Below are 20,708 nucleotides of genomic sequence, written 5' to 3' on the forward strand. Positions count from 1 at the left end.
ATGAAATTTATCAATGTAATTATTTTATTTTTTGGTTTTTCGATATGCTTTGGGCAAACCACTTACTTTCCCGAGCGGGGAAACTGGCAGGTGAAAACCCCGGCCAGTTTTGGAATTAAAGCTGAATCTTTAAAACAGGCTGTAGATTTTGCATCAGCCAATGAATATAAAGATTCCAGAGACCTTAGACAGGCGATTTTAAAAGGCTTTGAAAATGAACCCTATCATGAAATAATGGGGCCTACCAAGCGCCGCGGTGGTCCCGCGGGAGTGATTCTTAAAAATGGTTATATAATTGCCCAATGGGGAGATGTGGAGCGTGTAGATATGACCTTTAGTGTAACCAAAAGTTTTCTTTCTACCACCGCTCTTCTAGCCTTAAACCGAGGGTTGATTGAAGATGTAAATGATAAGGTAATAGATTACGTGTGGGATAATACTTTTGAGGGCGCCCATAACAGTAAAATTACCTGGAAACAATTACTTGACCAGTCTTCTGACTGGAGCGGGCAATTATGGAATAGTTATGATTGGGCCGACAGGCCACCTTCCTCTGGCAATATAGATGATTGGAAGGATCGCAAATTAAATGAACCGGGAACCGTATTTAAATACAATGATGTGAGGGTAAATCTTCTTGCTTATTCCCTTTTACAGGTTTGGAGAAAACCTTTACCCCAGGTTTTAAAAGAGGAAATAATGGATCCAATTGATGCATCTCAATCCTGGAGATGGTTTGGATATGAAAATGCCTGGGTGAACATAGATGGTTTAAAAATGCAATCTGTAACAGGTGGAGGCCATTCCGGGGGCGGCTTGTTCATCAATACTCTTGATATGGCCAGATTTGGTTTGCTGTTTGAAAATAACGGCAAATGGAACGGGAAGCAACTTCTTTCAGCTGAAAGTATTGAAAAAGCAATAACCCCCTCTGTTTCCAATTCCAATTATGGTTATATGTGGTGGCTTAATAAGGAAGGAAGCCGGCAGTGGAAAAACCTACCCGAGCATCTCTTCTATGCTGCAGGATTCGGAGGGAATTTTATAGTGATAGATCGTGAACAAAATCTGGTGATCGTAACAAGATGGCTGGAACCTTCGCAAATTGAAGCCTTTTTAACCAAAGTTTATTCCGCTTTATAAAATGAAAAAAACATTATTCTATATACTGGGGAGCATTTTTCTGCTATATCTGGCCTATTTCGCTTTTATATATTTTGTGCCCTACAGCGAGGGAACCCGCACCGGTGAACTTATAAAATTCAGTAAAAAAGGGGTTGTTTCTAAAACCTGGGAAGGGGAAATTAGTCAGGGAATTAGCGGGGCCCAGATCTTCCAATTCTCTGTACTGGACAGCAAGAAGGATGTTATACAAACGCTTCAGGAAAATGAGGGCAATTACGTAAAACTCACTTATAAGGAAAGATATGCCACTTTTATGATCTGGGGTGACACAAAATATTTTATTGAAAAAGTGGAAGAAGCAAGATCCCCACATTTTAGAGACAGATAAGCATGAAAAAATTTAAAAAGGTAACAGATTCGCAGGTGGTAATTTCAGAATTGATGCTTCCCTCCCATTCCAATTTTAATGGAAAGATCCACGGGGGTTATATTCTTTCCCTGCTAGATCAAATCGCTTTTGCCTGCGCCTCAAAACACTCCGGAGTTTATTGTGTAACCGCCAGCGTTGATACGGTAGATTTTCTTGCGCCCATAGAAATTGGAGAGCTTGTAACCATGAAAGCATCTGTAAACTACACAGGCAATTCTTCTATGGTAATTGGGATACGTGTAGAAGCAGAAAATATTCAAACCGGGGCTGTGAAGCATTGTAATTCTTCACATTTTACTATGGTTGCAAAAGATGACAAAGGAAAAAGTGTAAATGTCCCTGGCCTTATCCTTGAAACCGATAATGATATTAGGCGTTTTGTAAAAGCCATCAAACGCTATAAGATGAAACTTAAACGAAGCAGGGAATTTCATGAAACCGATTTTTCTTCTGATGAATATATGCATTTCCTCGATGGTCAAAATGTAAAACTTGAGCTCAATTGAAGTTCAACGGATTCATTGCTGCCTTATTTGCAGCCATCTTGCTGGCCTGGCTTTTTCCGGCCGCTCTTAGCGCCTTACCGCTGGGCAGTATTATAGATGTTGGGATTGGCCTTATCTTTTTCTTTTACGGCCTTAAACTGGCTCCATCTGAATTAAGACTGGGGTTTCTCAATTACAAATCCCATATTTTAATTCAGCTTACCACGTTCGTACTGTTTCCTATATTAACTTTTTTATTTATTCCCCTTTTTGAAGGTGGAACCTCCTCCCCGCTTTGGCTGGCTATTTTTTTTCTGGGAGTTTTACCGTCCACAGTTTCCTCCTCTGTAGTAATGGTAGCTATCGCCAGAGGAAATTTGCCCACTGCCATATTTAACGCGAGTATATCGGGGCTAATTGGCATTATTGCCACACCATTGTGGTTAAGCCTGTTTATGACGAAAACCGGGGATTTTGCCATTTCTACAATTATTACCAAACTTTTATTTCAAATTGTACTCCCTTTGATCTTCGGATTATTATTACAGGGGTTTTTGGGCAATTTTGCACGAACTCACGGCAAAAAATTAGGGCTCTTTGATAAATCGGTTATTGTTTTAATCGTTTTTTCAAGTTTCAGCAATTCCTTTTCCTCGGGGTTATTTGCTTCAATTAATCCATTGAATTTGTTGAAATTATCAGCGATTGTGATGGGGCTTTTCTTTATAGTTTACGCACTTACAGGCTATCTTTGCAAACTCTTTAATTTCAGCAAAGAAGATACTATTACAGTGAAATTTGCAGGCACAAAGAAATCCCTGGTTCATGGATCTGTAATGGCAAAAATTATCTTTGGCGGTAGTGCCAGCCTTGGCTTACTTCTCCTGCCAATTATGCTCTATCACATTCTGCAACTTCTCCTTGTGGCCCTTTACGCGGAAAGATACCGCAAGCAATGGCTGCAAAAAGAACTTTTAAAACAGCAGGGAATCAATTAAAGGAAAGCGGCATATTTTACTGCATTAACAGTAAAGAAGATCCAGCCAGCTACCAGGAGTAATCCTCCAAGCGGTGTAACCGGGCCCAGTATCTTTAACTTTTTGCCCCGGGAAGAACTTAAAACAAGGCCATAAATACTAAAGGAAAAAAGGAAAATTCCGGTAATAAAGCACCATCCCATTATCACCTGGGAGGTGTCGAGAAAAGGAAATGTAATTCCAAGGATTATTAATAATAATGCGTGATACATCTGGTATTTAACTCCGGTTTCAAAACTTTTTAGTTGGTCCGGGTCCAGGGTTCCCTTTAATGCGTGCGCTCCAAATGCCCCAAAAATTACGGCAAGCATTCCATAAATACCGCCAAATGTTAAAAGTAATTCTTTCATATGCTAAAATTACGTGAAATTTCCCCGCCCTATACCAGGAAACCCTTCATAATCTTCTATAAATACTATCTTTATAAAAAAAACATGAAAAAATTAATATTTATAGCCCTTGTAGCAATCTCTTTCACCAGTTGTAGCCCAAAATTGGTTGGCACCTGGAATATAGACAAATATGAGGTAGATAATCAAAAGGGGCAAAATTTCACCACCCGTAATGCCGGAGAACTTATTCTGAAAAAGAACGGCACCGGTGAGAAAAAAGTGGAATATAATATGTTCCAAAACGAATTCAGCGATATGCAGTCATTTCGCTGGTCTATGCAGGGCGAAAACATTATTAACATAAACAGCACAGACAGCAGGCAAAAATCTGATTTTGATAAAACCTGGATCATGGTGACAAACACTAAGAAAAAACAGGTCTGGAAATCTACCGATGGAAAGAACACCGTACAGGTCCTGGAGATGACAAAAAGGAATTAATATTTTTCTGCTTAAATAAAAAAAGGCTGCCCATTCATATTGGGCAGCCTTTTTATTTATGAAAGCTTTAATTACTTACTCAGGTACATTTTTCTTCTGGAGTACAGATCGTAAAACGCATCATCCTTTAAACTTTCAATAAACAAGATACTTTCACCAGTACTCTTCATTTCTGGGCCCAGTTGCTTATTCACGTTCGGAAATTTATTAAAGGAGAAAACCGGCTGTTTAATTGCATACCCCTTCAATTGCGGATTAAATTTAAAATCTGTAACCTTATTGTGGCCAAGCATTACTTTGGTAGCATAATTCACATAAGGTTCTCCATACGCCTTCGCAATAAACGGAACTGTACGGGAAGCACGTGGGTTGGCCTCAATGATATACACCTTGTCATCTTTAATTGCAAACTGTATATTGATAAGTCCTACTGTTTTTAAAGCAAGGGCAATTTTATGAGTATGATCTTTTATTTGCTGCATTACAAGGTCTCCTAAATTAAAGGGAGGCAGTAAGGCATTGGAATCTCCCGAGTGAATTCCGCAAGGTTCAATATGTTCCATTATTCCAATAATATATACATTTTCTCCATCACAAATGGCATCAGCTTCGGCCTCAATGGCTCCATCTAGATAATGGTCTAGCAGCAATTTATTATTAGGTATTGACCTAAGCAATTCTACTACGTGAGCTTCCAGTTCATTTTCATTGATCACTATCTTCATTCCCTGTCCACCAAGTACATAAGATGGCCTAACCAGAATAGGGAAATCCAGTTTTTTAGCAACTTCCAGTGCTTCTTCAGCAGTTTCAGCAACTCCAAATTCAGGGAAAGGAATATTGTTTTCCTCCAGTAATCTTGAGAAACTTCCCCTGTCTTCAGCAAGATCCAGGGAATCAAAACTGGTTCCAATGATCTTTATTCCGTAGCGGTCCAGTTTTTCAGCAAGTTTAAGGGCTGTTTGGCCTCCCAACTGAACAATTACTCCTTCAGGTTTTTCGTGGCGTATTATATCATAGATATGCTCCCAGAAAACCGGTTCGAAATACAACTTATCTGCAACATCAAAATCTGTAGAAACGGTTTCAGGATTACAGTTAATCATGATGGTCTCATAACCACATTCGGCCGCAGCGAGCACCCCGTGAACACAACTGTAATCAAACTCAATTCCCTGTCCAATACGGTTGGGGCCCGAACCTAAAACAACTATTTTTTTCTTGTCACTTACCTTGCTCTCATTATCTACATAACGCTTACCGTCCTTTGTCTCAATTTCTGCCTCAAAGGTGGAGTAATAATATGGGGTTTCAGCCTTAAACTCTGCAGCACAGGTATCCACCAATTTAAAGATCCGGTTTATATTCAGTTCATCGCGTTTGTTGTATACCTGGCTCTCCAGGCATTTCAGCATATGGGCAATTTGCCTGTCGGCAAAACCTTTTTGTTTAGCCTCAAGCAAAAGGTCTTTTGGTAAACTGTCAATGTTATATTTTGAAATTTCAACTTCAAGGGCGAAAAGTTCCTCATACTGTTTAAGGAACCACATATCTATCCTCGTTATTTCGTGGATCTTGGTTAAAGACATCCCTGCCCTTATCGCATCGTAGATCACAAATACCCTGTCCCAGCTTGCGTGGGTGAGTTTATCTATGATCTCTTCGTATTTTTTAATTTCCTTTCCATCGGCACCCAGCCCGTTACGTTTAATCTCGAGTGATTGAGTAGCTTTATGCAACGCCTCCTGGAATGATCTTCCTATTCCCATCACTTCTCCTACAGATTTCATTTGCAAGCCCAGGGTACGGTCACTGCCTTCAAATTTATCGAAGTTCCATCGTGGGATCTTAACGATCACATAATCCAGGGTTGGCTCAAATAAAGCGGAAGTTGTTTTGGTGATCTGGTTTTGCAATTCATCAAGCGTATATCCAATGGCAAGTTTTGATGCAACTTTCGCAATGGGATACCCCGTTGCCTTGGATGCAAGAGCTGAGGACCGGGAAGTACGCGGATTTATCTCTATGGCAATTATGTCTTCATTTTCATCGGGGCTTACTGCAAACTGAACATTACAACCGCCTGCAAAATCGCCTATACTGCGCATCATCTTAATTGCCATGTCACGCATTTTTTGATACGTGGTATCGCTTAAGGTCATTGCCGGAGCAACGGTAATGGAATCCCCGGTATGAATACCCATGGGATCCATATTTTCAATGGAGCAAATGATTACCACATTATCATTTTTGTCCCTTAAAAGTTCAAGCTCATATTCTTTCCATCCTAACAGTGCTTTATCTATAAGTACCTCATGAATTGGTGAAGCTTCCAGCCCCATAGTAAGCAATTCATCAAAATCCTCTGCTCTGTGAACAAAGGAGGCTCCACTTCCTCCAAGGGTAAAAGATGCACGTATTACCAGGGGAAAGCCAAATTCCTGGGCAACTTCTTTCCCCTGTAAATAAGAGGTTACGGTTTTTGCCGGGGCAACCGGAATATCAATGCGGCCCATAAGCTGCTTGAATTTTTCACGGTCTTCAGTAATATTAATAGCATCAATATCAACTCCAATTAACTGTATGCCAAAATCCTTCCAGATGCCTTTCTCATCTGCCTCAATACAAAGATTTAATGCAGTTTGGCCCCCCATTGTTGGGAGAACCGCATCAATATTTGGATGATTTTTGAGGATGGTTATTATGGATTTGGTGGTAAGGGGTAAAAGGTACACATGATCTGCCATGGCAGGATCTGTCATGATCGTGGCCGGATTTGAATTAATTAAAACGGTTTCAATTCCCTCTTCCCTTAAAGATTTCAGGGATTGCGCCCCTGCATAATCAAATTCGCAGGCCTGGCCTATAACAATAGGTCCGGATCCAATAATCAACACACATTTTAATTCTTTGTTTTTTGGCATTTTAAAAAGGTAATTTAATTTATATAAAAATAGGAAGCGTTTAGATATAAAAAAAGGCGTTACTTATAAAAGTAACACCTTATTATTTTTGAACTAATTCTCACTAGTGCTTGTGTCTGTTTTCAGAAGATACAGATAATTTCTTTCTACCCTTAGCTCTGCGTCTTGCCAACACTTTTCTTCCGTTCACACTTGCCATGCGCTCTCTGAAACCGTGCTTGTTTTTTCTTTTTCTCTTAGATGGTTGAAACGTTCTTTTCATTTTAATTATCTTTTATTCTTCTGTGGGATCTTAGTTAATGCAGCTCTAAACCTTTCTTTAAAACTGCGGGCAAATATACAAAGACTTTTATGTCTTCCAAAAACTAAATAAAAATAATTTCGAATTGTTTTTATTAACTTTGCCGCCTGTAAAATAAAGGCATTATGTTCAATAAGAATATCAAAATAGTATTAGCCGGAATAATTATTGCAATTGCGGTATGGCAATTTATAGTGGGAAACATCGGGAACGGCATCATGTTCGTGCTTCTTTCTCTCATTTTTATCTTCCTGTATTTCAAGAATGAAATGATCTTAATGGCTTTTTTAAGGCTTAGGAAACAGGATTTCCCGGGAGCCAAAAAATGGCTGGACAAGATCAAGGATCCGGAAGCTGCACTTATCACAAAACAACAAGGTTACTATTGGTATCTACACGGGCTTATGCTTTCCCAAACCAATATTACCAAAGCCGAAAAATATTTCAAAAAAGCTATTAAACTAGGTCTTTCCATGGATCAGGATCTTGCAATGGCTAAATTGAACCTGGCAGGAATTGCCATGACCAAGCGCCGGAAACGCGAAGCCCAGATACTTCTTACCGAAGCAAAAAAGCTGGACAAACATGGAATGTTGAAAGAACAAATGACCATGATGAAACAACAAATGAAAAAGATCTAAAATTCCTAAATTGTTAAAAATTTTAGAATAATTTTAGAGTATTTGGTAGTTCATCTAAGTTTTTTGCCTTTTATCGAATAGATTTCGTGTAGCCTTCCTACTTCCCTAATTTTGCATTTAGAACCCTAAATGCATTTAATGGTAAGACTATTACTTTTTATTCTTACTTTATTTTTGGTGCAAAACACCTATAGTCAGGAAGAAAATACCACCCTCTTTTCTGAAGCCCTTGCATTGCATTTACCCAAATATGAAACCAAAGCAAAAAAAGCCTACTGGCATCGCGATTACGATGGCGCCCAGGTCCTTTTTGACTCCCTGGTTAGATTTGGATTAAAGGGAAGTTATATGGATAATTTCAAGTTTAATAAGCTGAACAAAAAGCCGGTTTCCCTGTATGATTTTAAAAAACCCGTATATCTCATTACCTATGCTTCCTGGTGTATTACCACCAAAGGTGAGATACCGGCGCTCAATCAATTAGCCGAAAAATACAATGATAAGATCGATTTTGTTATCCTGTTCTGGGATAGCCATAAAACAACCAAAAAAGCAGCAAAGTCCTATAATAAGTATATAACAGTACTGTATGTTGATGAATTGGAGAACAAAGATGCTTTTGTGGTAAGCCGTTTAAAACACTCCCTTGGCCTTCCCACAACTTTTTTAATGGATGGTAAAAAACAGATCCTTGATATTCGCCGGGGAGTTTCGCATACCTATCAAAAAGGCCTTCAGGAATCTATAGATGTAAATTATAATTCAATTTATGACGGGATAGCCAACCATTTACTTGGAGAAATAAATTCCAGCTCCAAATTAGAACCCGTGGCGCTTAATTAAGAAATTCCCATCTTTAGAAGATTCCTGTTACATCACTTCCCGGTAATATCCTTTTTCCGGTATTTCAATAGAGTAAACTTTCCCTGAATTATTTTCCAAATGCGCTTCCCGTAACCAGGGATTGTGGATCTTTAATATCTTATAGTTAATACCATGATCCTTGGCAAATGCAGCAAAATCCTTTACCGGAGTATTTACTTTAACCGTGCGGGTAGGAATATGAGTGTACAAATGAGCCTTATCCATGTTCAAACCATATTTCTTTGGATTGCTCATAATCTCTTTAATAGCTAGGATCCGGAACACATATCGCCCTGTTTCCTCCCCAAATAAAAGGTCATAATATTCGCCAACATCCTGCCGATCTACCTGCCTGTTTATTCCGCGATTCCCCGCGTTATAAGCCGCTGCAGCCATGGTCCAGCTACCAAATTCCCGTTTTGATTTCAAAAGGTATTCACACGCGGCGCGCGTAGATTTTTCAATATGATACCGTTCATCAATATTTGAATTGATTTCCAGTTTTAAGTCTTTTCCTGTACCTTCCATAAGCTGCCAGAAACCGGTGGCTTTCGCCGGTGAGACGGCCTGGGTAAGACTGCTTTCTATTACAGCCAGGTATTTAAAATCATCAGGCACCCCATATTCGGCCAAAATAGGTTCTATTACAGGGAAGTATTTATTCGCACGTTTTATTAATAAAAGGGCGTTGGACTGCCAGTAAGTGTTCACCAAAAGTTCCCTGTCCATACGTTCATATATATCGGGATCTTCTATAGGGACAGCCTCGCCCGCAAAATTTAAATTCTCGGGCATTGGGAGCGAATAAACATTATAATCTCCTGTTATCTTTTCTTCAGCAATAAAACCATTTTCCACTGTGTGGGGTCCTTCCTGCACGGCCTGGATACTAACACCTATTATTGCGATAAATCCTGTACCCATTAATAATAACTTTAAAATTTTCATAGCACCTGGTTTAATTTTTCTTTTTTCTCTTTTAATTTCCCCGTTAAAATGATCTCCGGTAAATTTTTATTGAACCATCTATACCTGTTAATAATCATAATATGGGTTCCTCCTTTTACTGTAATGCAATCTCCTATATATTTATAAGGGAACACCAGATCCTTATCTCCATGAATATGTACTATATCTTTCATAGGCTTTTCACATTCCCAGTTTACCATATGTTCAATAGCCCAGTTTAAATATTTATTATTTCGTACAGATAAGTATTTCTTATAAAGCCTGGCGCGTTTTTTTAGAAAATCGTTAACGGCAAATTTTTCAAAATGATCAATGTAATCCAGCAGGCTTACAGGTAAAATTTTATGAAATCCGGTCTTGGCTGAAAATATCATTCTCCGGGGTAATTCCTCCCGGCATTTTACACTCGAAATAATAATAAGCCGGCTAACATTTATATACTTACTCATTTCCTGTACAACTATCCCGCCAAATGAGACCCCTATTAAAACCATATTATCATGTTTGATATAACGGGTCATTCTAAGGGCATAATCCTTCAAAGTTTCATTGGTTCCCGGGATGATCCATTCCAGCAAATGAATTTCAAACTGGTCTTCCGGTAATTTTATATATTCAAAAATGGACGGGTTTGCTGCAAGGCCCGGCATAAAATAAACATGTATAATCTCCTTTATTTCACGCATGATTGAACTTGTCTAAATGAATAAGCAATTAATTTTTTTGGCCTTCTTCAAAATTAAAGGAATTTTTATTGCTTTCCCAACCTATCCTTCAATTAAAAAAAACAAGAAATTCACGGCTTTACTTCGCAACACAAACTTAGATTGCTTTATGTAGATTAATACTTTAACTTTGTAAAGAGGGAACTCAAGGGAAATTGGCTCCTTTTACTCCTATTTTATGGACCAGCCCTTATGTTTTCAAATATCCAGCCCAATTTTAAATATTGGAATAAATGATGTGGGTAGGTTTTAATTCAAGGATACCTATTAACTTAAAATACTACAACGATGAATGAGGGAAATATTGTCATTACAAAAAATGAATTTTTAAGACAATTTGAAGCTGTATTAAAAGAAGAGTTGGTTACCGTTGAATATTCTCAACAAGAAAGAAAAATTTTTCTCACCAAATTAACAATGCCCGATTTTCTGAAGGAAGAAGGGTATTTAGATCCTTTTCTGGAAAATCTTTTAAGCCAGATCCAGGAAGGAAGAGACCGGGTAGTACCAACAAGTCCCGAAATAGCAAAATTTATAAGAAAGCATCGCAGAAAATATAAAGACCTGCTTCCTGTAGGTATAAATATTTAAACTGTAGCCCGCGAGTTTACATAGTTGAACCGCACCATTCCATCTTCATCAATTTTATCAAGAACAATTGGATGAAGTGTGTTTACAAGTTCAGGATTCCAGGGCGTCTTTACTTTTACATAATTCTCTGTAAACCCGTGGATATACCCTTCTTTATTTTCACCCTCAAACAAAACAGTATGAGTACCTCCCAGCTGACTCTCATAAAAAGCCCTGCGCTTCTTTGCTGAAAGCCCCCGTAGCATTTTGGATCGCTTTTTACGAACTTTAAGCGGGACGGCATCTTCCATTTCTGCCGCAGGTGTATTATCCCTTTCAGAATAAGCAAACACGTGCAGATAAGAAATGTCCAGTTCGTTTAAAAAATTATAAGTTTCCAGGAAATGGGCTTCAGTTTCACCCGGAAATCCTACAATTACATCTACCCCAATACAGGCATTGGGCATAACGCTTTTAATAGTTTCAACCCGGTCTACATACACTTCGCGCATATACCTCCGGCGCATTGCTTTTAGGATATCATTGGAACCGCTTTGCAGGGGAATGTGAAAATGAGGTACAAATGTTTTGCTCTGCGAAACAAAATGTATAGTCTCATTTTTAAGCAAATTTGGTTCTATAGAGGATATTCGCAGGCGTTCAATTCCTTCCACTTCATCAAGTGCCTGTACAAGGTCCAAAAATGTATGTTCGTGTTTTTTATTCCCAAACTCACCTTTCCCATAGTCCCCTATATTAACCCCGGTAAGAACGATCTCTTTAATTCCTTTAGCTGAAATTTCTGCGGCATTCTTCAGCACATTTTCCAGCTTATCACTTCGGGAGATACCCCGGGCAAGAGGGATGGTACAATAGGTACATTTATAATCGCAACCGTCCTGAACTTTCAAAAATGCGCGGGTACGGTCTCCAAACGAGTAGGCACTCACGTAAAAATCGGCATCTTCTATCTCGCAGGAATGAATTTGGGCAAATTCGCTGCGGGTGAGGTCATTTAAATAATCTGTGATCTTAAATTTTTCAGTGGCACCCAAAACCAGGTCTACGCCATCAACATCGGCAAGTTCTTCGGGTTTCAATTGTGCATAACAACCTATGGCAATTACAAATGCATCAGCATTGGCTTTTTGTGCCTGTTTGACTATTGCCTTAAATCTCTTATCAGCATTATCTGTAACTGAACAGGTATTGATCACGTAAATATCTGCACTATCTGAAAAATCTACTCTTTCAAAACCTTCATTCTTAAATGAACGGGCAATCGTAGAGGTTTCAGAAAAATTGAGCTTGCAGCCCAGGGTATAAAAAGCTACTTTTTTTGGATCGCTCATTACCTGTTCTTTTAATAATTACGCTGAAAAATTGAGAGTGCAAATATACCGGTTTTTATGGGTATGTAAAAACCACACCGTAATGGGGGTTGTAAAACTTAGGAGAGCTTATTCCCTTCTCCACTGTTTGGTATCTTCAAAAACCTGTTCAAGGATTGCTTTATCTTCCTGTGAAAATTCGATATTTCTCCTTCTCATTACTACTTCGGCAACTTCAAAGGCCTTATTTGTTTTAAAGGTGGTCATACCCGCACTGCCTCCCCAACTGAAACTGGGAATGAAATTTCTTGGAAAACCGCTTCCAAAGATATTGGCGCTTACTCCTACAACGGTACCGGTATTAAACATGGTATTGATACCACATTTGCTGTGATCTCCCATCATTAAGCCGCAAAACTGTAATCCGGTTTTTGCAAAACCTTCAGTTTCATAATCCCAAAGACGCACTTCAGCATAATTATTCTTTAAATTGGAATTGTTGGTATCTGCTCCCAAATTACACCATTCCCCCAAAACTGAATTCCCCAGATATCCTTCGTGTCCTTTATTCGAATAAGAAAACATAACCGAATTATTAACCTCTCCTCCTACCCTGCAAAAAGAACCAATTGTGGTAGGGCCATAGATCTTGGCTCCCATTTTAACCACTGCTTCCTCGCCCAGGGAAAAAGGTCCTCTAATTAATGAACCCTCCATGATTTCACTATTGGCACCTATATATATAGGACCCGTTGAAGCGTTAAGGGTTGCAAATTCTACCTTTGCACCTTTCTCAATAAAAATATCCTCGGGATTTATAACATTATTGGTTGCAGGTATTGGGCTGCTGCTACGATCTTTGGTGAGCAATTCAAAATCTGCCCGTAAGGCTTCCCCGTTTTTTGAAAAAATATCCCACGTATTAGAAATATTAAGGACTTCTCCCTGTAATTCCAGCTGCGTGTATTTATCGAAATTTACTTCCTCATCTTCAAGGCTAAAAAAAGCAACTACTTCATCTCCGTGGAAAATAGCCTGATTTTTCTCAAGATTATCTATTTGCGCCACAAACTCCGGCGTTGGCAAATAGGAGGCATTAATCATTATATTTTCAGGCATTTCTACCAAAGGCCATTTTTGAGAAAGGTAATCTTCGGTTACGGTAGAGGTAGTTGATCCTAAGATCTTTTCCCATTTTTCCCGAATGGTTAGTATACCAATACGAATATCGGCCACAGGTCTTGTAAAAGTAAATGGAAGCAACTGCTTTCTGGCCGAACCATCAAATAGAATATAATTCATAAACTGAAATTAAGAAAATAAAGGTAAAAGGAAAATAAAAACTTCTGGACTCCTTATTATTTAAGCAATTTTAAAAAACAAAAAGCTCTTCAAAATAAAAAAGCCCTCATTTCTGAAGGCTTTTATGCACTGCGTACAAGAAAAATTATTTCTTGAACTTAGAGTATTTGTTTTTGAATTTATCAATTCTACCAGCTGTATCCAGCAATTTGGATTTTCCGGTGTAGAATGGATGAGAGGTTCTTGAGATCTCCATTTTTACCAATGGATACTCTTTTCCTTCAACTTCAATAGTTTCTTTGGTATTTGCAGTAGACTTTGTAAGAAACACTTCGTCATTTGACATGTCCTTAAATGCTACCAATCTATAATTTTCCGGATGGATTCCCTGCTTCATCGCTTTAATCTTTAAAATCGTGTTCGTTTTTCGAGTGGCAAATTTAAGCATTTTTACCAAATAACAAACAAAATCCCTATGAAATTTTAAAAGACTTCAATTTACACTTAATCCCCCACCGTATGTAACGTTTTATTATATTTGTTTACTAACCGGCATAACCAATCAATTAATAAAATGGAGACTCAAAAAACTGAGGCAAAAAAATTTGTTCTTAACTACGGGGTGTTATTAGGTATCCTGTCTGTTCTAATGGGTGTGATAACCTATGTAACCAATGCTTACCTTAACCCCAGCTGGATAACCGGTACTATAAGTTTTCTTATTACAGTTGTTGTTATTTCACTTGCTATTCGGGCTTTTAAAACCGAAAATGATGGTTTTCTAGGGCTGGGGGAAGCTCTGAAAGTGGGAATTGGCGTTGCTGTAATTGGGGGAATCATAGGTGCTATCTGGATGTTTTTATTGATGAATTATATTGAACCCGAGTATGTAAACCAACTTGCAGAAGTTCAAAGAGAGGCTATGATGGAAACCAATCCAAATATGACTGATGCCCAAATGGATGCAGCAATGGAATTTAACGCAAAGTTTAGTTCCCCGTATATGTTGCTGGCGTTTACTTTAATTGGAAGTTTATTCATGGGTCTTATCATTTCGCTTATCGCGGGACTTATCATGAAAAATAAAAATCCGTATCTGGGATAGAAAATAATATTGAATGCAGTTATCTATAGTAATTCCCCTTCTTAATGAAGAGGAATCTTTAACCGAATTATATAATTGGATTGTATCTGTGATGCAATCCAATTCTTATTCTTATGAAATAATTTTTATAGATGATGGCAGTACAGATGATTCCTGGAAGATCATCCAGGAACTCTCTGTTAAAAATCCCTCCGTAAAAGGAATAAAATTCAACAGGAATTACGGTAAATCACAGGCACTCCACGCGGGGTTCCTGGCTACTGAAGGGGATGTGGTAATTACCATGGATGCAGATCTACAGGACAACCCTGAGGAAATTCCCGCTTTATACCGATTGATACAGGAAGAAAATTATGACCTGGTGTCCGGATGGAAAAAAAAGCGGTATGATTCTGTTATTTCCAAAAACCTGCCATCCAAATTATTCAATGCTGCGGCGCGGAAGACTTCCGGTGTCAAATTACATGATTTCAACTGCGGTCTCAAAGCCTACCATAAAAAAGTAGTGAAGAATATTGATGTGTACGGGGAAATGCACCGGTACATTCCGGTATTGGCAAAAAATGCCGGCTTTGTTAAGATCACCGAAAAAGAGGTTAAACACCAGGCCAGAAAATACGGAAAGACCAAATTTGGAATGGAACGTTTCATAAATGGGTTTCTGGATCTTATAAGCATCTGGTTCCTTTCCAAATTTGGAAAAAGGCCAATGCACCTGTTTGGGGCCCTGGGAGTTCTCATGTTTTTCTTTGGATTTATAGCAGCGGCCTGGATTGGTCTTTCCAAATTGTATAAAATGTACCACAATCTCCCAAATATTCTGGTTACCCAAAATCCATGGTTCTATATCTCCCTTATCTTAATGGTTATTGGAACTCAATTTTTTCTTGCAGGATTTCTGGGGGAACTCATATTAAGAAGCAAGCGGGAAAAAGAACAATACCTGGTGAGCAAAACAACAGGTATTAATTAAGCATTTTCAGCATTAATCCTTATTTTTACTGCCTAAATTTTTAGCTATGTCTACTATTAAACCTGAAATACTTGCTGCCGCGCAATCCTGGCTGTCAGATATCTTTGATAAGGAAACCAGAGATGGAGTGCAGCAGCTTATAGATAAAAACCCTGCAGAACTGGAAGAGTCGTTTTACAAAAACACCTCTTTTGGTACCGGGGGAATGCGCGATATTATGGGAGTGGGCCCTAACCGAATCAATAAATATACCCTGGGAAAAAACACCCAGGGAATATCCAATGTTCTTAAAACCGAGTTCCCGGGAGAAGAATTGAAAGTGGTGATTGCTTACGATTGCCGTAACAACAGTAAAGAACTTGCCCGTGTTGTGGCCAATGTATTTTCGGCCAATGGAATTAAGGTGTTCCTGTTTTCAGATCTTCGGGCCACTCCTGTGCTTTCCTTTGCGGTACGTTATTTAAAATGTCACTGCGGTATTGTACTTACCGCAAGCCATAATCCGCCGGAATATAACGGTTACAAAGTTTATTGGCAGGATGGGGGACAATTGGTACCGCCCCAGGATAGTATTATAATAGATGAAATAGGTAAGCTGCAATATTCCGAGATTAATTTCAAGGCAAATAAGGACCTGATCGAACTTATAGATTCTAAGGTAGATGATGCATTCCTGGAAGCATCTGTAAAAAACGGAAGTTTTAATACCGCCCAGGAATCAAAAGATGGACTTAAGATAGTTTTCACGTCGCTTCATGGTACCGCTTCTACCGTAAACCCCCAGGTTCTTGCAAAAGCGGGTTATAAAAATGTATATACGGTAAAAGAGCAGGAAGTGCCCAACGGAAATTTCCCCACGGTTAAATCACCCAATCCTGAAGAACCGGAAGCCCTTGAAATGGCATTAAAACTGGCAGAAGAAAAAAATGCTGATATAGTTATAGGTACAGACCCAGATGGGGACCGTCTTGGGATCGCTGTGCGCGATTTGAATAACAAATTAATACTTCTTAACGGGAACCAAACCATGGTGGTCATGACCTGGTTTCTTTTGGAACAATGGAAAAAGCAGGGGAAATTGAATAAGAATTCTTTTGTTGCCTCCACTATTGTATCCACTCCTATGCTTAAAAATATTACTGAAAGTTACGGCGCGCAATATCACGAAGTACTTACCGGTTTTAAATGGATCGCAAAAATGATCAAGGATAATCCAGACCTGGATTTTGTAGGTGGCGGGGAAGAAAGCTTTGGATATATGGTAGGCGAATTTGTGCGGGATAAAGACGCTGCCACTGCTACCCTACTGGCCTGCGAGATCGCAGCCCAAATGAAGGCTGCCGGAAGTTCTTTTTATGGAAAATTACTGGACCTATACACAGAGTTTGGTTTGTACCGGGAAGAATTGATCTCGCTGGTGAAAAAAGGTATAGAAGGAGAATTGCAAATAAAACAAATGATGATTGACCTGCGGGAGAATCCTTTAAACGAGGTTAATGGAGAAAAAGTAGTTTTAATTGAAGATTACCAGGCCTCCACCACCAGAAATCTTCTGGATCATACCGAAGGACTTATTGATATTCCCAAATCCAACGTGTTGATCTATTATACTGAAGAAGGTACAAAAATAGCCGCCAGGCCCAGTGGAACAGAGCCGAAGATCAAATTTTACATTAGCGTGAATGCTTCTCTAAACTCTGTGGAAGAATATGAGGAAGTTAATATGCAGTTACAAAAAAGAATCGCCGGGATCAAAGATGATCTTAAGGTGGAATAAAAAGTTTTAATGACCTATTTCAGAAGAATTCTTGAATTTGCAAAGCCCTACAAGCGCTTTGCATTCCTTAATATTATATGTAATATATTTTATGCCCTTTTTAGTACCCTTTCCTTTATTGCCCTTATCCCGGTTATAAGAATATTGGTAAATCCTGAAGAAAGGACAAATGAGATCCCGGTTTGGAGTGGCTGGATGGGTGCAAAAGATTATTATGTAGATTATTTTAATTACAACGTAAGCCAGAGGGTGGCTGAAGATGAAGTGTCGGCCCTTGTTTTTATTTGTGGGATCGTAGTAATCTTGTTCTTCCTGAAAAACCTGTTTGGGTACCTGGCAGATTTCTTTATAACTTTCTTGCGAAACGGGGTGCTACGCGACATTAGGGATGCGCTGTATAAAAAAATACTCCATTTGCCCATTGCATACTTTTCTGAAAAGAAAAAAGGAGATACCATTTCACGCATCACGGCCGATGTTAATGAGGTGCAGTTTTCTTTCCTTTCTATTTTAGAGCTTATTGTGAGAGAACCCCTCACGATATTATTTACCATTATCGCGATGTTGTTAATAAGCCCTAAACTCACCATTTTCGTGTTTATTTTCTTACCGGTTTCCGGTTATTTGATCTCACTTATAGGAAAAAAATTAAAAGCCCAATCCCACCGGGCGCAGGAGGAAAATGGCAATTTCCTTTCTATTGTTGAGGAAACCCTGTCCAGTTTAAAAATTGTAAAAGGGTTCAATGTTGAAAATCAATTTGAACAAAAATTTAAAAAATCAACCAACAGTCTAAATAGCATTTTAAACAGTTTGGTGAATCGCCAAAACCTGGCATCCCCTGCCAGTGAGTTCCTTGGAATCTTTGTAATTGTAGTGATCCTTTGGTTTGGAGGGAATATGGTTTTGGTTGAAGGTACACTGGACGCGGCAACATTTATTGCATTTCTGGCGTTGTCCTATAATATTTTAACACCCGCCAAACAAATTTCCAAGGCCTCGTATAGTGTAAAAAAAGGAAATGCCGCTGCAGAGCGAATTCTCGATGTCCTGTCCACGCCCTCAAATATTACAGATGCTCCCAATGCCATTGATTATAAGGAGTTTAAAAATTCAGTTGAAATTGAGAATATAAACTTCAGGTATGAAGAGGACCTGGTGCTTAAAAATTTTAGCCTGAGTGTGCCCAAGGGAACAACGGTTGCCTTAGTAGGCCAGTCTGGTAGTGGTAAATCTACCATAGCCAATTTGGTTACCCGTTTTTATGATGTTAATGAAGGAGCTATTAAGATAGATGGGAATGACATTAGGCATATTACCAAACGCTCCCTTCGCGATATGCTGGGATTGGTAACCCAGGATTCCATCCTATTTAATGACACCGTTAAAAACAACATAGCTCTTGGAAAAATTGATGCCACCGAGGAGGAGATTATAGAGGCTCTTAAAGTGGCCAACGCCTGGGAATTTGTGCGTAATCTTCCTAAGGGACTTGAAACCAATATTGGGGATAGTGGTAATAAATTGAGTGGTGGGCAAAAGCAACGTCTTTCCATTGCAAGGGCCGTGCTTAAGAATCCGCCGATTATGATCCTGGATGAAGCAACCTCTGCCCTGGATACTGAAAGTGAAAAACTGGTGCAACTGGCTCTTGAGAATATGATGAAAAACCGAACTTCCATTGTAATTGCCCACAGGCTTTCCACTATTCAAAAAGCCGATTTTATTGCCGTAATGCATCATGGAGAAATTGTAGAACAGGGTACTCATGATTATTTACTGGAAAAGGATGGCGTTTACAGAAAGCTTGTAGAAATGCAATCCTTTGAATAACCGTTTCTGTTATAAAAAAAACCTCCCCTTAATTTTAAAAGGGGAGGTTTTTAAGTTTTAAACCAAAAAAAAATGGATGAAGTAGGTTCATCCATTTTTAAATATTTCCATTTTGGGGCAAATGAAAATAAAGCTCAGATTCAATTAATTTTCGTTGGGGCAAAAAAAGATTAAATCGTTTTGTTATATCAAAGATAAATTAAAAATTCATTTCACCAAAAAAAAATTGCAAATTATCTGTTTTTTATGTCTTTTATCGATTCTTGTATTAAATTTCCTACACAATTGAAAGTCTTTTCCCACAAATCTAAGTGTGTATATTTTCTATTCGTGATAAAGAATTCAATAACTTTAGGTTTTTAAGTAAAGGCATTGAAGACTCAGGAAGATATTTTAGTACAGCAGTTACAGGATCCGCATCAATCAAATGATGCCTTCAGGCAACTGGTGTCACAATATAAGGAACGCCTCTACTGGCATGTGCGTAATATGGTCAAAGATCATGACGATACAGATGATATACTTCAGAATACCTTTATAAAGATCTTCAGGAACATTGATAAATTTAAAGGGGACAGCAAGTTGTATTCCTGGATGTACAGGATTGCCACTAATGAGGCCATAACTTTCCTGAACAATAAAGCAAAGAAACTCCAGGTTTCTTCAGAAGAATATCAAACCAGTCTTATAGAGAACATTGAAAGCGATGTATATTTTGAAGGCGATGAGATTCAATTGAAACTTCAGCGTGCTATTGCCCTGCTGCCGCAGAAACAACAGCAGGTTTTCAACATGAAATATTTCCAGGAGTTGAAATACCGGGAAATGGCAGATATTCTTGAAACCAGTGAAGGGGCCCTCAAAGCTTCCTATCACATAGCAGTTAAGAAAATTGAAGAATATTTAAAAGGCAGTTAAACCTTTTTAAGTATAAAGAGTCAAATAACCAAATGAAAAATAAGATGTTACCTAATCATCATAAATCCGGTTTCAGCCTTCCCGAAAATTATTTCAGGGATTTTGAGGCGCGATTAATGGAAGAGCTCAACGAACCTCAAGTATCAGGAAACGCCTACAAGGGCGACCCCGGCTTTAAGGTGCCTGAGAATTATTTCGAGGGGTTTGAAGGTAAGGTACTTGAAAAACTTAATGAAGAAAGAACTGTTACTAAAGTAATACCTCTTTACAGAAGGAAGAAATTTTATTATGCTGCTGCGGTTGCAGCTGTTTTCACCGGTCTGTTTTCAACCCTGTTATTCAATCCACCGGGTAATGATATTAACATAGACTCTCTGGAACTTTCTGCAATTGAAAATTACCTTGATGATGAATATCTCAATTTTGACAAGAAAGAAATTTCTGTTTTTATGACAGATTATAGTTACACTTTAGACAATTTTAGCACGTCAAGATTAAGTGACGAGGCCGTGTTGGAGTACATAAGTGAAAATGTGGAAGACCCAAATTTATTATTTGAATAACA

The 20,708-nt window shown here is 38.6% G+C and carries 22 protein-coding genes; 14 read left to right on the forward strand and 8 right to left on the reverse strand.

Annotation, left to right across the window (positions count from 1 at the left end; all coding sequences use genetic code 11):
- From FK178_RS05720 to FK178_RS05735, 4 genes are read left to right on the forward strand one after another with little or no spacing between them, the layout of a single operon-like run.
- The gene (locus FK178_RS05720; protein WP_146831970.1) at window positions 1-1,143 is read left to right on the forward strand and encodes a serine hydrolase domain-containing protein; all 1,143 of its coding nucleotides are present in this window, start codon (window positions 1-3) and stop codon (window positions 1,141-1,143) included.
- Between the two features lies 1 nt (window position 1,144).
- Window positions 1,145-1,513, forward strand: coding sequence for a 6-phosphogluconate dehydrogenase (locus FK178_RS05725; protein ID WP_146831973.1), 369 nt, complete (start codon window positions 1,145-1,147; stop codon window positions 1,511-1,513).
- A 2-nt stretch (window positions 1,514-1,515) separates the two neighbouring features.
- Complete coding sequence (locus FK178_RS05730; RefSeq protein ID WP_146831976.1) at window positions 1,516-2,061, forward strand: acyl-CoA thioesterase; 546 nt, start codon at window positions 1,516-1,518, stop codon at window positions 2,059-2,061.
- Entirely contained in the window at window positions 2,058-3,038 is a 981-nt protein-coding gene (locus FK178_RS05735) for a bile acid:sodium symporter (RefSeq protein ID WP_146831979.1), read from the forward strand. Before FK178_RS05730 ends, FK178_RS05735 begins: the two co-directional genes overlap by 4 nt.
- Here the strand turns inward: FK178_RS05735 and FK178_RS05740 are convergent.
- Window positions 3,035-3,427, reverse strand: a complete 393-nt coding sequence (locus tag FK178_RS05740) for a DUF423 domain-containing protein (protein WP_146831982.1) — start codon at window positions 3,425-3,427, stop codon at window positions 3,035-3,037. The two genes, FK178_RS05735 and FK178_RS05740, sit on opposite strands and share 4 nt — an antisense overlap.
- A gap of 84 nt (window positions 3,428-3,511) precedes the next feature.
- Here FK178_RS05740 and FK178_RS05745 point away from each other — a divergent pair, with 84 nt between their 5' ends.
- Window positions 3,512-3,910, forward strand: a complete 399-nt coding sequence (locus tag FK178_RS05745) for a hypothetical protein (RefSeq protein WP_146831985.1) — start codon at window positions 3,512-3,514, stop codon at window positions 3,908-3,910.
- 71 nt (window positions 3,911-3,981) lie between these two features.
- Here FK178_RS05745 and carB read toward each other — a convergent pair whose 3' ends face one another.
- A complete protein-coding gene (carB, locus tag FK178_RS05750) occupies window positions 3,982-6,834 on the reverse strand; it encodes a carbamoyl-phosphate synthase large subunit (RefSeq protein WP_146831988.1) in 2,853 nt (950 codons plus the stop codon).
- A gap of 103 nt (window positions 6,835-6,937) precedes the next feature.
- On the reverse strand, window positions 6,938-7,096 hold the full coding sequence (rpmH, locus tag FK178_RS05755; protein ID WP_013071475.1) for a 50S ribosomal protein L34: 159 nt from the start codon (window positions 7,094-7,096) through the stop codon (window positions 6,938-6,940).
- A gap of 164 nt (window positions 7,097-7,260) precedes the next feature.
- Here rpmH and FK178_RS05760 point away from each other — a divergent pair, with 164 nt between their 5' ends.
- Both FK178_RS05760 and FK178_RS05765 read left to right on the forward strand, forming a co-directional pair.
- Window positions 7,261-7,776: a tetratricopeptide repeat protein gene (locus FK178_RS05760; protein WP_146831991.1), complete on the forward strand. Its 516-nt coding sequence runs from the start codon at window positions 7,261-7,263 to the stop codon at window positions 7,774-7,776.
- A gap of 138 nt (window positions 7,777-7,914) precedes the next feature.
- A complete protein-coding gene (locus tag FK178_RS05765; protein ID WP_146831994.1) occupies window positions 7,915-8,619 on the forward strand; it encodes a TlpA family protein disulfide reductase in 705 nt (234 codons plus the stop codon).
- A gap of 27 nt (window positions 8,620-8,646) precedes the next feature.
- Here FK178_RS05765 and FK178_RS05770 read toward each other — a convergent pair whose 3' ends face one another.
- Both FK178_RS05770 and FK178_RS05775 read right to left on the reverse strand, forming a co-directional pair.
- Entirely contained in the window at window positions 8,647-9,588 is a 942-nt protein-coding gene (locus FK178_RS05770; protein ID WP_146831997.1) for a lytic transglycosylase domain-containing protein, read from the reverse strand.
- Entirely contained in the window at window positions 9,585-10,295 is a 711-nt protein-coding gene (locus FK178_RS05775) for a lipase family protein (RefSeq protein ID WP_146832000.1), read from the reverse strand. The genes FK178_RS05770 and FK178_RS05775 overlap by 4 nt, the downstream gene beginning before the upstream one ends.
- 327 nt (window positions 10,296-10,622) lie before the next feature.
- Between FK178_RS05775 and FK178_RS05780 the strand changes: the two genes are divergently transcribed.
- Window positions 10,623-10,925, forward strand: a complete 303-nt coding sequence (locus FK178_RS05780; protein ID WP_146832003.1) for a GNAT family N-acetyltransferase — start codon at window positions 10,623-10,625, stop codon at window positions 10,923-10,925.
- Here the strand turns inward: FK178_RS05780 and mtaB are convergent.
- The 3 genes from mtaB to FK178_RS05795 all read right to left on the reverse strand — a co-directional run bounded on the left by mtaB (window position 10,922) and on the right by FK178_RS05795 (window position 13,934).
- Window positions 10,922-12,256 (reverse strand): tRNA (N(6)-L-threonylcarbamoyladenosine(37)-C(2))-methylthiotransferase MtaB, encoded by a 1,335-nt coding sequence (mtaB, locus tag FK178_RS05785; RefSeq protein WP_146832006.1) that lies wholly within the window; start codon window positions 12,254-12,256, stop codon window positions 10,922-10,924. The two genes, FK178_RS05780 and mtaB, sit on opposite strands and share 4 nt — an antisense overlap.
- A gap of 108 nt (window positions 12,257-12,364) precedes the next feature.
- The gene (locus FK178_RS05790) at window positions 12,365-13,537 is read right to left on the reverse strand and encodes a GlmU family protein (protein WP_146832009.1); all 1,173 of its coding nucleotides are present in this window, start codon (window positions 13,535-13,537) and stop codon (window positions 12,365-12,367) included.
- A gap of 145 nt (window positions 13,538-13,682) precedes the next feature.
- Window positions 13,683-13,934 carry a type B 50S ribosomal protein L31 gene (locus FK178_RS05795; RefSeq protein ID WP_146832012.1) on the reverse strand — a complete coding sequence of 84 codons (252 nt, stop codon included), beginning with the start codon at window positions 13,932-13,934 and terminating at the stop codon, window positions 13,683-13,685.
- A gap of 177 nt (window positions 13,935-14,111) precedes the next feature.
- Here FK178_RS05795 and FK178_RS05800 point away from each other — a divergent pair, with 177 nt between their 5' ends.
- From FK178_RS05800 to FK178_RS05825, 6 genes are all read left to right on the forward strand, one after another.
- A complete protein-coding gene (locus FK178_RS05800; protein ID WP_146832015.1) occupies window positions 14,112-14,642 on the forward strand; it encodes a DUF4199 domain-containing protein in 531 nt (176 codons plus the stop codon).
- A 13-nt stretch (window positions 14,643-14,655) separates the two neighbouring features.
- Window positions 14,656-15,615, forward strand: coding sequence for a glycosyltransferase family 2 protein (locus tag FK178_RS05805; RefSeq protein WP_146832018.1), 960 nt, complete (start codon window positions 14,656-14,658; stop codon window positions 15,613-15,615).
- Window positions 15,616-15,661: 46 nt separating this feature from the next.
- A complete protein-coding gene (locus FK178_RS05810; protein WP_146832021.1) occupies window positions 15,662-17,392 on the forward strand; it encodes a phospho-sugar mutase in 1,731 nt (576 codons plus the stop codon).
- A gap of 9 nt (window positions 17,393-17,401) precedes the next feature.
- Window positions 17,402-19,225: an ABC transporter ATP-binding protein gene (locus FK178_RS05815; protein WP_146832024.1), complete on the forward strand. Its 1,824-nt coding sequence runs from the start codon at window positions 17,402-17,404 to the stop codon at window positions 19,223-19,225.
- A 372-nt stretch (window positions 19,226-19,597) separates the two neighbouring features.
- Window positions 19,598-20,143, forward strand: a complete 546-nt coding sequence (locus FK178_RS05820; RefSeq protein ID WP_146832027.1) for an RNA polymerase sigma factor — start codon at window positions 19,598-19,600, stop codon at window positions 20,141-20,143.
- Window positions 20,144-20,175: 32 nt separating this feature from the next.
- Window positions 20,176-20,706 carry a hypothetical protein gene (locus FK178_RS05825; protein WP_146832030.1) on the forward strand — a complete coding sequence of 177 codons (531 nt, stop codon included), beginning with the start codon at window positions 20,176-20,178 and terminating at the stop codon, window positions 20,704-20,706.
- The last annotated feature ends 2 nt before the right edge of the window (window positions 20,707-20,708 follow it).

Source organism: Antarcticibacterium arcticum (assembly GCF_007993795.1).
Taxonomy (GTDB): Bacteria; Bacteroidota; Bacteroidia; order Flavobacteriales; family Flavobacteriaceae; genus Gillisia; species Gillisia arctica.

Coding starts and splice junctions, on each gene's coding strand:
- FK178_RS05720 (WP_146831970.1), top strand. CDS start 1: ATGAAATTTATCAATGTAATTATTTTATTTTTTGGTTTTTCGATATGC.
- FK178_RS05725 (WP_146831973.1), top strand. CDS start 1,145: ATGAAAAAAACATTATTCTATATACTGGGGAGCATTTTTCTGCTATAT.
- FK178_RS05730 (WP_146831976.1), top strand. CDS start 1,516: ATGAAAAAATTTAAAAAGGTAACAGATTCGCAGGTGGTAATTTCAGAA.
- FK178_RS05740 (WP_146831982.1), bottom strand. CDS start 3,427: ATGAAAGAATTACTTTTAACATTTGGCGGTATTTATGGAATGCTTGCC.
- FK178_RS05745 (WP_146831985.1), top strand. CDS start 3,512: ATGAAAAAATTAATATTTATAGCCCTTGTAGCAATCTCTTTCACCAGT.
- carB (WP_146831988.1), bottom strand. CDS start 6,834: ATGCCAAAAAACAAAGAATTAAAATGTGTGTTGATTATTGGATCCGGA.
- rpmH (WP_013071475.1), bottom strand. CDS start 7,096: ATGAAAAGAACGTTTCAACCATCTAAGAGAAAAAGAAAAAACAAGCAC.
- FK178_RS05760 (WP_146831991.1), top strand. CDS start 7,261: ATGTTCAATAAGAATATCAAAATAGTATTAGCCGGAATAATTATTGCA.
- FK178_RS05765 (WP_146831994.1), top strand. CDS start 7,915: ATGGTAAGACTATTACTTTTTATTCTTACTTTATTTTTGGTGCAAAAC.
- FK178_RS05770 (WP_146831997.1), bottom strand. CDS start 9,588: ATGAAAATTTTAAAGTTATTATTAATGGGTACAGGATTTATCGCAATA.
- FK178_RS05775 (WP_146832000.1), bottom strand. CDS start 10,295: ATGCGTGAAATAAAGGAGATTATACATGTTTATTTTATGCCGGGCCTT.
- FK178_RS05780 (WP_146832003.1), top strand. CDS start 10,623: ATGAATGAGGGAAATATTGTCATTACAAAAAATGAATTTTTAAGACAA.
- mtaB (WP_146832006.1), bottom strand. CDS start 12,256: ATGAGCGATCCAAAAAAAGTAGCTTTTTATACCCTGGGCTGCAAGCTC.
- FK178_RS05790 (WP_146832009.1), bottom strand. CDS start 13,537: ATGAATTATATTCTATTTGATGGTTCGGCCAGAAAGCAGTTGCTTCCA.
- FK178_RS05795 (WP_146832012.1), bottom strand. CDS start 13,934: ATGAAGCAGGGAATCCATCCGGAAAATTATAGATTGGTAGCATTTAAG.
- FK178_RS05800 (WP_146832015.1), top strand. CDS start 14,112: ATGGAGACTCAAAAAACTGAGGCAAAAAAATTTGTTCTTAACTACGGG.
- FK178_RS05805 (WP_146832018.1), top strand. CDS start 14,656: ATGCAGTTATCTATAGTAATTCCCCTTCTTAATGAAGAGGAATCTTTA.
- FK178_RS05810 (WP_146832021.1), top strand. CDS start 15,662: ATGTCTACTATTAAACCTGAAATACTTGCTGCCGCGCAATCCTGGCTG.
- FK178_RS05815 (WP_146832024.1), top strand. CDS start 17,402: ATGACCTATTTCAGAAGAATTCTTGAATTTGCAAAGCCCTACAAGCGC.
- FK178_RS05825 (WP_146832030.1), top strand. CDS start 20,176: ATGAAAAATAAGATGTTACCTAATCATCATAAATCCGGTTTCAGCCTT.